Consider the following 12,729-nt stretch of genomic DNA (forward strand, 5'->3'; position numbering starts at 1 on the left):
CTTAATCCGGGAAGTTAATCACAACTTTCCCGCACTTGCCGCTCGCCATCAGTGCGTAGGCATCTCCCGCCTGTTCCAGAGAGAAGCGGTGGGTAATGGCGTTACGTGGCCATAGTTTCCAGTCGGTCAGATCGTGAGCGCATTTTTCCATATGGAACAGACTGGTTACCCAAGAGCCAATAATCCGCCGTTGATGGTGCATCAGATCGGCGCTGACTTCGAACTCCACTTTTCCGGTTTCACCAATGTAAACCACGCGCCCCCAGTCGGCGGTGGATTGCAATGCCAGCAAGCGCCCCGCAGCATTACCGGAACAATCGAGCGCAACATCCGCGCCGCCGTGAGTGAGTTCAGCGATTATCTGCGGCAAGCCCTCGGTCGTCGCTAAATAACCGTGATCCATCACCCCTAACTGCTTCGCCATCGCCAGACGTTCCGGCAACATATCAACGCCGATGATCCGTTTTGCACCGCGACCTTTCGCCAGCATCATCGCCATCATGCCGACCGGTCCCAGACCGACCACCAGCACGTTATCGCTGCCGGAGACTTCGCCGCGCAAAATCCCTTCATAGGCCGTGCCAACGCCGCAACTGATAAACGCACCATCTTCGTAACTCTGTGCATCCGGCAGGAGGATCAGATCTTTTTCTTCCGCCAGCAGATATTCGGCATGACCACCGTCACGCTGCCAGCCGTAAGCCGCTTTTCCTTTGCCAGTACAAGAGATAGGAAAGCCGCGGCGGCAGTTCGGGCAAAAACCACAGCCAGAAATGTGATACACCAGCACGCGATCACCCTCTTTAAAATGGCGACAGCCTTGCCCCATCGCCACAATTTGCCCGCACGGCTCATGACCGTTGATAAAGCCCTGGTATAACGGTTTATCGGGCGCCGCCGCCGTGGCGCGGTGTTGATGGTAGATATAGTGGACATCGCTTCCGCAAATCCCGGAGGATTTCATTTTGATCAGCACCTGGTTAATCCCCGGCGTCGGCACCGCAACTTCCCGCAGATCGACGGTCGAATTTCCTGGTAAATAAGCTGCCAGCATCGTTTTCATAAATCCCTCATTAACAATACGATTAATTTTCATCCCTGCCGCACCCGCGCCAGGGGCGTTAAGGTTTAGCGTTTCGCTTTATTGCTTCGCTGGGTCAGCAAGATATTCGCCAGGACTGCCACCACGATGATGACGCCGCGTACCACCTGCTGGAAAAAAGAGTTAATCCCGAGCAATACCAGACCGTTACCGATTAGCGTAATCACCAGCACACCAAGCAATGTACCGAACAGGGAACCGCGACCGCCGGAAAGTGCCGTACCGCCGACCACGACCGCGGCGATGACGTCAAACTCCAGACCGTTTGCGGCACCTGCGTTACCAGAACCAAGACGCGCCGCCAACAAAATGCCGGTCACCGCCGCTAATAATCCCGAAAGGGTAAAGATAAGAATGCGCACCCGACGAACGTTGATGCCGCACAACTGCGCCGCAGTGGCATTACCGCCAACGGCAAAAACCGAGCGCCCGAAAGCGGTTTTACGACTGATGAACACAAACAGCGCAAACAATACCATCATGATCAGCGCGGATACCGGCACTCCGAGAAATTGTCCGCCCAGCCAGTCCAGCACCTCGTTTTCGTCAATTGGCACTGGCAGGGCGTTAGTCATAAACAGCCCCATTCCGCGCAGGGCGCTCCACAGCCCCAACGTGGCAACGAAACTTGGTACGTTAAACACACCGCGCAGCACCCCGGCCAGCGTTCCCATCAGCGCACCTAACAGCAACACCAGCAGACAAGCAATCGCCAGCGGAACGTCAAATTGCAGCAAAAATGCCAGGCACACCGAGACAAAAGCCACCATCGGCCCAACGCTGACATCAATTTCCCCGGAGATAATAATCAGCGTCATCGCCCAGGCGGCGATCCCAATGGTAGCGGCATCGCGCAGCACGTTCATTTGGTTATTCAATGAGATAAAGCCAGGCGCGTTCAGGGAGAAGACCAGATACAAAATGGCAATCACCACCAGCAAACCGATCTCATTAATATGGCGACTGACAAATTGTTTGAGCGAGACGCTCTTGCCCTGCGGCAATGGTAATGACGAAGCAGACATCTTCAGGTTCCTCGGTAAAATTCATCAGTGCACAGACAGAATGGCGGACATCAGCTCATCCACATTGACTGGAGAGTGAAACTCCTGCGAGAACGTACCGTGCTGTAACAACAGAATGCGGTCGCACACCAGCGGTAACTCCTCCACTTCACTGGAGATAAACACCACGCTTTTTCCTTCGGCAGCCAGCTCGCGGACAATACGGTAAATCTGCTGTTTTGCTTCGATATCGACGCCGCGCGTTGGCTCGTCGAGCAACAAAATCTGGCTGGCGGCATAGACCCAACGACCGATCACCACTTTTTGCTGATTACCGCCAGAAAGCGTGCCGATGGGTGTTTCGCTACTGGCAGCCTTAACCGTCATCCGCTGCATCACCTCTTCGGTCAGGCGGCGGATGGTGGACCATTGCAGTACGCCGTTGGCGCTGATTTTTTGCCGATTGGTCAGCACTGTATTTTCGTCAACGCCCAGCCAGGGAATGATCCCCGCTTCTTTGCGGTTTTCTGGCGTATAGCCAATGCCGCGTTTCAGCATGTCGCCGTAATCGGGGCGCGTGATTTTCTCGCCGTTGATAACAATTTCGCCCTGTTCATACGCTTCCAGCCCAACTATCGCTTTCAGCAATTCACTGCGCCCTGCCCCCAGCAGGCCGGCAATGCCGAGCACTTCGCCACGACGCAGTGAAAAACTGATCTCCGTAAGTTTTGGTCTGTGGCGTAACGCGCGAACTTCCAGTACGGTCTGGTCCGCAATCTCCTGAGCTGCAACCGGTGCAATATCAACGTGATCGCGTCCGAGCATCAACGACACAATATGGCGAGTTGAGGTGTTTTCGAGCATCACATCGCCCGCCACCTGCCCGTCGCGCATGACGGTGGCACAGGAAGCGATACGGCGGATTTCCTCCATCCTGTGGCTGACGTAAATCACCGCCACGCCCAGTGCCGACATTTTTTTCACGGCGCTGATCACCAGTTCAACTTCCGCACTGGCAAGCGAGCTGGTGGGTTCATCAAGGATGACCACGCGCGGCTCGCCCTTCATCACCCGCGCAATTTCCACCAGTTGCTTTTGCGCCGGGCTTAGCGTTGAAACAAGTTGTTCAGGGCTAACGTCAACGCCCAGCGCCTGTAAGCAACGTTGGGCATCCTGCGCCATTTGCGGGTAATCAATCATGCCGTTGCGGCGAGGCCATTGACCAAGGCAGAGGTTTTCTGCCACCGTCAGCCCTTCCACCAGACTTAATTCCTGATAAACCGCGCGTACCCCCAGTTCAGCGGCACGGCGAGTCAGCGTAGCTTCGTCGCCTTCCAGTCGCGTCTCGCCAATCCAGATATCACCGCTATCCGGACGTTCGCTACCGGTAAGCATTCGAATGAGGGTCGATTTTCCCGCACCGTTTTTGCCTAACAGCGCGCGAACTTCGCCTTTATTGAGCGTGAAGTTAACGTTATCCAGCGCAACGACGCCGGGGTAACGCTTATTTCCTGCCACCACTTTTGCTACCGGGACTGCCTCTGTTGCCGTGAACATAGGGACCTCTGCGAATCAGCTATTAGGGCAGACCATCAACGTGCGTTGCCAGCCACTGTTTACCGTCTTCAGTTTTGGTATAGAGATCGATTGGCACCTGAATCACTTTTTCACCGTCGGCTTGTTTATTGATAACCTTCAATGTTTGCGCGAAAACAGCATTGCCCATTTTCTACCGGAAATATCCACTACCGCTTTCAGCACCTGGTTGTTTTCCAGCTCCTGAGCAATTTCAGTGGTCATGTCCGAACCGAAAACGGCAATTTTTCCGGCCTGATTTTGATTGCGTACCGCTTTTACCGCGCCGAGTGTCGCTCCGCCCGATTCCCCCATAATGGCGTTGAGATCTGGCGTGGAGATAATCAGTTTTTCACCGACAGAAATCGCTTTATCTAAAACAGTCCCTTCCTGATTAGCGACAATTTGCGCGCCGGGAACGCGGGCTTTTAATACTTCTTCAAACCCTTTACGTCGTTGCACACAAACTTCAAAGGCTTCGCAATTGATGACGGCAATTTTCGGCTGGTCAATTTTGTTGGCAATAAAATAATCGGCGGCAGCGTTACCCAGTTTTTTACCAAATTCCAGCGGATCGCCCACCAGATACGCCGAGACATATTTATCGACACCCTTTTGATTAATACAGGTGTTGTAGCAAATCACCGGAATACCCGCCTCACTGGCGCGGCGAACGGTGCGGCTACTGCCATTTTCAGACACTGCCGATAAAATAATGGCATCGACATTACGCGCCACGAGGGTATCTACAAAAGTACTTTCTTTCGAAATATCGCCCTGGGCGTTAGTTTCAATTAACTGTACCTGTACTGAAGAATCTTTTGCCGCATCCTGAACGCCCTGACGCACTCCAGCGTAATATCCCTGGGTATCAAGGTATATTGCGCCAATGGTCATTTCTTTATCCGCAGCGTTGGCAAATAGTGCGCTACCTAATAGCGTAGCCATTAATAATAGATTACGGGTTGTTCTCATTTTTTTAGGCATAGTGCCTCCTGTAGGGTTTTTATTTACAACGGCTTATTTTAATTATTTGAGCGTGAGCGGCAGCGCGTGCCGCTCAAATATTACAGTTAATAGGGTTTAGTGAACGCGGTTAAAAATAAAAGGCATCACGGTGGTGAATAATGCCGCTTTCGGCCAGGCCGGATTAATCGCAGTCAATTCAGCGCGAGCAGAATCGTATTGCGCAATCTCCCCTAGTCCCGCGGCCGCCAGCATCGCCACCATCAGGCATTTTTCTTTATGCTGCTGTTGTAAATCGCCATACAGCGACAACAAGTCAGGTTGCGAGACGGCAAAGAAATCCGCCTCGATACTGGTTTTCGCCATCTCTTGCGCCCACAGTTTCATTTCACTAAACAGTTGCTGTGCGGTTTGTTGTTCGCCCAGCAGTCGCAGCGCCATTCCTTGCCAGAAGAGATAATCAACCGGCTGATCGTTGTAATAACTGTGGATGTTAATGGTACGATCGCCGGTCGCCGCCAGACGTAAACAACGCGTCGCTTCAGTTTCATCGCCCTGAGCTTTGGCACATATCGCCTGCCAGAACCAGATGTCGTTGTCAGTTTGCCCCGGTAAACGGCCTTCGCTTAAATTCTCCGGATAGTGCAGCGCGGCATGAAGCAGTTCGCTGGCCTGCTGCGGTTGTCTGGCATCAAGGTGTTGCCAGGCGCGTAACATTTGGTTAAGGATAAACTGACTGGTGACCTTCCCTTCCCCGCCTTCCCACGGGTGGAATTTTCGCGTGGCGAGAATATCCGCCGCTTTGTCGGCCTGACCTGTGAGATGCCACAAATTGAGCAGTTCTGCGGTCATGTCGTCGCGTTTCAGAGCAATTTCCAGATTATTTTCCAGACGTGCCAGTCGTTTCTCCGGTGTGGCTCCGCTTAACTTATCCAGCAAATCCCGTTCGAAAAGCAGACGTGCATCCTGCGGCGCAAGCTGATAAGCATTATCAAGATAACGCGCGGCCAGCTCATAATCGTGTTGCTTATTCCACGCATGGATCGCTAACCCGCGCCAGCCGTCGGCAAACTCCGGTGACATCTCTACGCAACGCAGCCATAAAGTAATGGCTTTGTTGTAGCTACGCTTGTTGTAATAGAAGCAGGCCAGTAAATGACGGGCAAACCAGCACTCTTCAATACTCTCCAGCGCCGCCACTTCTTCCAGCGTATTCGGGAAACGGACAAACTGTGGGAAGACATCAATGGCTTTTGCGACCAGTTCGCCGCGTTCGGCTTTCGGCAGCAAGCTGGCTTGCAGGTAAAGCGGAAGCGTGCGCTGGCAGTCCAGTACGTTCAGCATCTCTGCCGCCAGGGCGGGCATTCCCCAGTTAATCAGTTGCCCGGCGGTCATCAGGGCGTTAACGTCGCGTCCCTGACACAGACCGCGCCACTGCGCGAGGGCTGATTCGCTACGACCATCGAACCAGTTCAGCCACCACAGAGTGGCGTTCAGCGGATAATCACGCAGCAGTTTCTCGCGCTGCAAACGCGCGTTGTCCTGACGACCACTTAACACCAGCAGCAGGTTATGCAGGCAAAGCACTTCCTGATTGGTTGGGCAGGCGCGAAGACTTTGTTGGCAAAAATCCAGACCCGCGTCGAAGTTACCATTACGCGCAGTCAGCCGTGCCAGACCATAATAGCCGCCGGCTTTACTGTTCCCGCTCCAGACCGCACGCCAGAAATCCTCTTCGGATTGTTGATATTGTCCCTGACGTTCGTAAGCACTGGCGCGAATCAAACTTGCCTGTCCACACTGCGGGTTTTTGTTCAGCGCATGTGCGCGTTTCAGCGCCTGACTGGCATACGCCACCGCTTGCGGGAAATCTGCGCGGTTATATTCCAGCATCGCCAGCGCCAAGTTACAGCGATAATCCAGCGGGTCCAGCGCCACGCCGCGCAGGTAGTAATCGAACGGTGAACGACTGGCGTGATGATATTGCTCCAGATGCTGACCGATAAACCAGGCTTCATCTGTACTGGCAATGTCTTGTGCAGCCAGTGGCGCTTTGGCAACGTCCGGCAACGGCAACTCTTGCGGCTGATGTTCCTGATAACTCAGTACAATATTGCCGTCAGCATCGGAAAGTTCGATGGTCAGTCTGTCAGGATTGATACCATGCAACACGCCCTGGATGGCGGTTGCTGGCGTCAGGGCCACGGCATCATCGAGTAACGCGTTGCATTTGCCGATTTCGCGGATCGCCAGACGATATCCACTCAACGGGGAGATGGCATACAGCCCCCACTCAATCCCCCGCTCGCTACGCTGGAGTTTTATCACCGCATCGCGGGAGGCATTTTGCACCATGCCCAGAGAATGATAAGGCAGGAAATACTGCTCGAAACACTTCTCTTCGTAAGCATCAAGCCAGGTAAAATCGGGCTGGTTATCGGCAAAAATACCGGTCATCAGCTCGATATACGGACCGTTATTGTCGGTCAGACTCTTATCCCACGCCTGGCCAAATTCACTGTGTCCCCAACTCCACTGTTTTTTACCTGGCGCAATATGGTGGTTGGCAACGTGCAGCAAACCGCCATCTTCATCGTGACACCACGCGCCAACAAAATCGTACTGCGATTTTTCAGCCATATACGAAGTCGGCACTGGCACATTTTTATAGCGAGAAATGTCCACTCCGGCGGAGTAGTCCACTTTGTAGTAGGTGCCGGTAGCGATGGGGAAAGCTGAAACAGCCCGTTTGCCGTGATCAAACACCGCAGTCACATCCGGCGGGAAAACGCTCTGATGCCCTTCACCACCTTTCACTGCCGGGTTGGCCCACCACAAGAAATGACGCGGCGTGGCGTTGCCGTTATAGACGCGGCTGGCGATTTCCAGCGCTGCCCGGTCAGGGCGCAGTGTGAAACCAGTCATCACTTGTAAACCGTGCATCGGCTCCGTTTCGCCGACCCACACCGTCTGTGCGCCGTCGTCATGGGCTTCGATGGTGAAATCAACGGGCATAAAGGTGGTCGGGCGATGGTGTTGTGGCCAGTTAAACTCAATCCCGCCCGAAATCCACGGCCCCAGCAGCCCCACCAGCGCCGGCTTAATGACTTCATTGTGATAGACAAAATCTCGCTGTTTCACTTTATCCCATGCGCGATGCACGCGACCGCCCAGTTCCGGCAGGATCATCACTTTGATGTAGTCGTTTTCCAGCCACACCGCCTGCCAGGATTTCAGGGTTTTCTGCTCGCTCAGCGTATCGGTCACGCCATAGGGATAAACCGCGCCGGACGATCCCTGATAAACGCGATTTTCCAGGAACATGGGATGTATATCCTGCGGCCCGGTTTCATAGGTCGGGATCTCAACGCGCTCTTGCCACACTTTTACTGGAGTCATGGTGCCCTCAATATTAACAAGACATACTGAATTAAAAGATTTGTGGCAGTGTATTGAACAATCTGGCAATGTTTTCGCGGAATAATCACGCAATTAACTAAACAAGGTTTAGTGAAGATGAGAGCCTGCATTAACAATCAACAGATCCGCCACCATAACAAATGCGTGATTCTGGAACTGTTGTACCGGCAAAAGCGCGCCAACAAGTCGACGCTGGCCCGGCTGGCGCAAATTTCAATTCCGGCGGTCAGTAATATTTTGCAGGAACTGGAAAACGAAAAGCGGGTGGTGAATATCGACGATGAAAGCCAGACGCGCGGGCATAGCAGCGGCACATGGCTGATTGCGCCGGAAGGTGACTGGACGCTATGCCTGAACGTGACGCCCACCAGCATTGAGTGCCAGGTCGCTAACGCTTGTTTAAGTCCGAAAGGCGAATTTGAATATTTTCAGATTGATGCACCGACACCGCAGGCACTGCTGTCCGAAATCGAAAAATGCTGGCATCGTCATCGCAAACTGTGGCCGGGCCGCACCATCAACCTGGCGCTGGCAATTCACGGTCAGGTTGATCCGGTAACTGGTGTATCGCAAACCATGCCGCAAGCACCGTGGACCACGCCAGTTGAGGTGAAGTATCTGCTGGAAGAGAAGCTGGGCATTCGGGTGATGGTCGATAATGACTGCGTGATGCTGGCGCTGGCGGAGAAATGGCAAAATAATTCGCAGGGACGGGATTTCTGCGTGATCAACGTTGATTACGGCATTGGCTCGTCGTTCGTGATTAACGAGCAAATTTATCGCGGTAGTTTGTATGGTAGCGGGCAGATTGGTCACACCATTGTTAATCCGGATGGCGTCGCCTGCGACTGTGGACGTTATGGCTGCCTGGAAACCGTCGCCTCGTTAAGCGCATTAAAAAAACAGGCGCGAGTATGGCTAAAATCACAACCTGGCAATACTCAACTTGATCCAGAAAAACTGACTACCGCGCAATTAATCGCTGCCTGGCAGAGTGGAGAACCGTGGATCACCAGTTGGGTTGACCGCAGTGCCAACGCCATTGGTTTGAGTCTGTATAACTTCCTCAACATCCTCAATATTAATCAGATTTGGTTGTACGGTCGCAGCTGTGCCTTTGGTGAGAACTGGCTTAATACCATTATTCGCCAGACAGGATTTAACCCGTTTGACCGCGACGAAGGACCGAGCGTGAAAGCGACGCAAATTGGCTTCGGGCAATTAAGCCGCGCACAACAGGTGCTGGGGATTGGCTATTTGTATGTTGAGGCGCAGTTACGACAGATTTGATGGCGCGATAACGTAACAAGGCTTCCCGAAGGAAGCCTTGACGATCACAAACGTAAGATTGCCTGATGCGCTACGCTTATCAGGCCTACACGGATATTGCAATATATTGAATTTGCAAATTTTTGTAGGCCGGATAAGGCGTTCACGCCGCATCCGGCATGAACAACGAGCACGTTGTCAGCAAATCACCGTTTCTCTTATGCGTAAACCGGGTAACGTGCGCAGATGTCGAGAACTTTACCTTTGATGCGCTCGATAACCGCTTCATCATTGATGCTGTCCAGCACGTCACACATCCAGCCAGCCAGTTCTTTCGCTTCTGCTTCTTTGAAGCCACGACGCGTAATCGCCGGAGTACCTACACGAATACCAGAAGTTACAAACGGGCTCTTCGGATCGTTCGGTACGCTGTTTTTGTTCACGGTGATATTGGCACGGCCCAGAGCGGCGTCTGCTTCTTTACCGGTCAGGTTTTTATCAACCAGATCAACCAGGAACAGGTGGTTATCAGTACCGCCAGAAACCACTTTGTAGCCGCGTTCCAGGAACACTTCTACCATCGCTTTAGCGTTTTTAGCGACCTGCTGCTGGTAAGTTTTGAACTCAGGCTCCATCGCTTCTTTCAGAGCAACCGCTTTACCAGCGATTACGTGCATCAACGGACCGCCCTGACCACCAGGGAAAACGGCAGAGTTCAGTTTTTTGTACAGTTCTTCGCTACCGCCTTTCGCCAGGATCAGGCCGCCGCGCGGACCCGCCAGGGTTTTGTGAGTGGTGGTAGTCACTACGTGAGCATGAGGAACCGGGTTCGGGTAGACGCCAGCAGCAACCAGGCCCGCAACGTGCGCCATATCAACGAACAGGTAAGCACCGATGCTGTCAGCGATTTCACGCATTTTCGCCCAGTCAACCACGCCGGAATATGCAGAGAAACCACCGATAATCATTTTCGGCTTGTGTTCTTTGGCTTGTTTTTCCAGATCGGCGTAGTCGATATGGCCGGTAGCATCAATACCGTAAGGAACGATGTTGTACAGTTTACCGGAGAAGTTAACCGGAGAACCGTGAGTCAGGTGACCGCCATGCGCCAGGTTCATACCCAGAACGGTATCACCTGGTTCCAGCAGCGCGGTGTAGACCGCAAAGTTAGCCTGGGAGCCGGAGTGCGGCTGAACGTTAGCGTAATCAGCGCCGAACAGTTCTTTCGCACGATCGATCGCCAGTTGTTCAACGATATCAACATACTCGCAACCGCCGTAGTAGCGCTTGCCCGGATAACCTTCAGCATATTTATTGGTCAGCTGAGAACCCTGCGCCTGCATTACGCGCGGGCTGGTGTAGTTTTCGGAGGCGATCAGTTCGATGTGCTCTTCCTGACGTACTTTTTCCTGCTCCATAGCCTGCCACAGTTCGGCATCATAATCGGCAATGTTCATTTCACGCTTTAACATCCGCATCTCCTGACTCAGCTAACAATAAAATTTTTTCGCCTAATTTTGGCGGTCCTGATGGACAACGGCGAACAGTATAACCGAATCATTGTGCGATAACAGGTCTTGACAAAGGAATTTACGCAAACGATTACCTTCAAGCTGCGCAAGGCTTTGGAGAATAAAGGGCCTGCAACCGGAAACGGATTTCTTTTCAGGTTTGTGATGCAAATTTTTCACTTCATCACATTCTTGATGAAAAACACCAAAAGAACCATTTACAGTGCAGGGCTATTTTTTATAAGATGCATTTGAGATACATCAATTAAGATGCAAAAAAAGGAAGACCATATGCTTGACGCTCAAACCATCGCTACAGTAAAAGCCACCATCCCTTTACTGGTGGAAACAGGGCCAAAGTTAACCGCCCATTTCTACGACCGTATGTTTACTCATAACCCAGAACTCAAAGAAATTTTTAACATGAGTAACCAGCGTAATGGCGATCAACGTGAAGCCCTGTTTAACGCTATTGCCGCCTACGCCAGTAATATTGAAAACCTGCCTGCGCTGCTGCCAGCGGTAGAAAAAATCGCGCAGAAGCACACCAGTTTCCAGATCAAACCGGAACAGTACAACATCGTCGGCGAACACCTGTTGGCGACGCTGGACGAAATGTTCAGCCCAGGCCAGGAAGTGCTGGACGCGTGGGGTAAAGCCTATGGCGTACTGGCTAATGTATTTATCAATCGCGAGGCGGAAATCTATAACGAAAACGCCAGCAAAGCCGGTGGCTGGGAAGGTACTCGCGATTTCCGCATTGTGGCTAAAACACCGCGCAGCGCACTGATCACCAGCTTCGAACTTGAGCCGGTCGACGGTGGCGCAGTGGCAGAATACCGTCCGGGACAATATCTCGGCGTCTGGCTGAAACCAGAAGGTTTCCCACATCAGGAAATTCGTCAGTACTCTTTGACTCGCAAACCGGATGGCAAAGGCTATCGTATTGCGGTGAAACGCGAAGAGGGTGGGCAGGTATCCAACTGGCTGCACAATCACGCCAACGTTGGCGATGTCGTGAAGCTGGTAGCTCCGGCGGGTGATTTCTTTATGGATGTGACAGATGACACGCCGGTAACACTGATCTCTGCGGGTGTAGGGCAAACGCCAATGCTGGCAATGCTCGATACGCTGGCAAAAGCAGGCCATAACGCCCAGGTAAACTGGTTCCACGCGGCAGAAAATGGCGATGTTCACGCCTTTGCCGATGAAGTTAAGGAACTGGGTCAATCACTACCGCGCTTTACCGCGCATACCTGGTATCGCCAGCCGAGCGAAGCCGATCGCGCTAAAGGTCAGTTTGATAGCGAAGGCCTGATGGATTTGAGCAAACTGGAAGGTGCGTTCAGCGATCCGGCCATGCAGTTCTATCTCTGCGGTCCGGTCGGCTTCATGCAGTTTGCGGCAAAACAGTTAGTGGACCTGGGTGTGAAGCAGGAAAACATTCATTACGAATGCTTTGGCCCACATAAAGTGCTGTGATTTGATGTTGCCGGATGGAGACATCCGGCAACCCTGACGCGGTTTAAATCGCCGCGTCGTCCTCTTCGCCGGTACGGATACGAATGACCCGTGCCACGTCGAAGACGAAAATTTTACCATCACCAATTTTGCCGGTTTGCGCCGTACGAATAATCGTGTCTACGCAGATATCGACAATGTCGTCCGGCACGACGATCTCAATTTTCACCTTCGGCAGAAAATCCACCATATATTCCGCACCGCGATACAGCTCAGTGTGGCCTTTCTGGCGCCCAAAGCCTTTCACTTCGGTCACGGTCATGCCGGTAATACCGACTTCGGCCAGTGCTTCACGGACATCGTCCAGCTTGAAGGGTTTAATAATCGCATCAATCTTTTTCATGCTATTCCTTGAAAAGGT

At 52.6% G+C, this 12,729-nt stretch carries 8 protein-coding genes and 1 pseudogene; 2 read left to right on the forward strand and 7 right to left on the reverse strand.

Annotated elements, in window-relative coordinates:
• Position 1 precedes the first annotated feature (1 nt).
• The 5 genes and pseudogenes from D9738_RS13550 to D9738_RS13570 form a co-directional block, all read right to left on the reverse strand.
• Complete coding sequence (locus D9738_RS13550) at positions 2-1,096, reverse strand: zinc-binding dehydrogenase (RefSeq protein WP_165383333.1); 1,095 nt, start codon at positions 1,094-1,096, stop codon at positions 2-4.
• Positions 1,097-1,128: 32 nt separating this feature from the next.
• Positions 1,129-2,127, reverse strand: a complete 999-nt coding sequence (locus tag D9738_RS13555; protein WP_130260411.1) for an ABC transporter permease — start codon at positions 2,125-2,127, stop codon at positions 1,129-1,131.
• Positions 2,128-2,151: 24 nt separating this feature from the next.
• A complete protein-coding gene (locus D9738_RS13560) occupies positions 2,152-3,663 on the reverse strand; it encodes a sugar ABC transporter ATP-binding protein (protein WP_130260412.1) in 1,512 nt (503 codons plus the stop codon).
• Between the two features lie 22 nt (positions 3,664-3,685).
• Positions 3,686-4,668, reverse strand: a pseudogene (locus D9738_RS13565) (substrate-binding domain-containing protein).
• 96 nt (positions 4,669-4,764) lie between these two features.
• Positions 4,765-8,046 carry a DUF5107 domain-containing protein gene (locus tag D9738_RS13570; protein WP_130260413.1) on the reverse strand — a complete coding sequence of 1,094 codons (3,282 nt, stop codon included), beginning with the start codon at positions 8,044-8,046 and terminating at the stop codon, positions 4,765-4,767.
• A gap of 117 nt (positions 8,047-8,163) precedes the next feature.
• Here D9738_RS13570 and D9738_RS13575 point away from each other — a divergent pair, with 117 nt between their 5' ends.
• Complete coding sequence (locus D9738_RS13575; protein ID WP_130260414.1) at positions 8,164-9,357, forward strand: ROK family protein; 1,194 nt, start codon at positions 8,164-8,166, stop codon at positions 9,355-9,357.
• Between the two features lie 197 nt (positions 9,358-9,554).
• Here D9738_RS13575 and glyA read toward each other — a convergent pair whose 3' ends face one another.
• Positions 9,555-10,808, reverse strand: coding sequence for a serine hydroxymethyltransferase (gene glyA / locus D9738_RS13580; RefSeq protein WP_000919159.1), 1,254 nt, complete (start codon positions 10,806-10,808; stop codon positions 9,555-9,557).
• Between the two features lie 330 nt (positions 10,809-11,138).
• Here glyA and hmpA point away from each other — a divergent pair, with 330 nt between their 5' ends.
• Positions 11,139-12,329, forward strand: coding sequence for an NO-inducible flavohemoprotein (gene hmpA, locus D9738_RS13585; RefSeq protein WP_130260415.1), 1,191 nt, complete (start codon positions 11,139-11,141; stop codon positions 12,327-12,329).
• Positions 12,330-12,372: 43 nt separating this feature from the next.
• On the opposite strand, the gene glnB is transcribed toward hmpA, so the two are convergent.
• Positions 12,373-12,711, reverse strand: a complete 339-nt coding sequence (gene glnB / locus D9738_RS13590) for a nitrogen regulatory protein P-II (RefSeq protein ID WP_000717691.1) — start codon at positions 12,709-12,711, stop codon at positions 12,373-12,375.
• Positions 12,712-12,729: the final 18 nt, after the last annotated feature.

The sequence above is a fragment of the Escherichia sp. E10V5 genome, assembly GCF_004212315.1.
Taxonomy (GTDB): Bacteria; Pseudomonadota; Gammaproteobacteria; order Enterobacterales; family Enterobacteriaceae; genus Escherichia.

Excerpts from the sequence above, each read along its gene's own strand:
- D9738_RS13575 (WP_130260414.1), top strand. The coding sequence starts at position 8,164 with ATGAGAGCCTGCATTAACAATCAACAGATCCGCCACCATAACAAATGC.
- glyA (WP_000919159.1), bottom strand. The coding sequence starts at position 10,808 with ATGTTAAAGCGTGAAATGAACATTGCCGATTATGATGCCGAACTGTGG.
- hmpA (WP_130260415.1), top strand. The coding sequence starts at position 11,139 with ATGCTTGACGCTCAAACCATCGCTACAGTAAAAGCCACCATCCCTTTA.
- D9738_RS13555 (WP_130260411.1), bottom strand. The coding sequence starts at position 2,127 with ATGTCTGCTTCGTCATTACCATTGCCGCAGGGCAAGAGCGTCTCGCTC.
- D9738_RS13560 (WP_130260412.1), bottom strand. The coding sequence starts at position 3,663 with ATGTTCACGGCAACAGAGGCAGTCCCGGTAGCAAAAGTGGTGGCAGGA.
- D9738_RS13550 (WP_165383333.1), bottom strand. The coding sequence starts at position 1,096 with ATGAAAATTAATCGTATTGTTAATGAGGGATTTATGAAAACGATGCTG.
- D9738_RS13570 (WP_130260413.1), bottom strand. The coding sequence starts at position 8,046 with ATGACTCCAGTAAAAGTGTGGCAAGAGCGCGTTGAGATCCCGACCTAT.
- glnB (WP_000717691.1), bottom strand. The coding sequence starts at position 12,711 with ATGAAAAAGATTGATGCGATTATTAAACCCTTCAAGCTGGACGATGTC.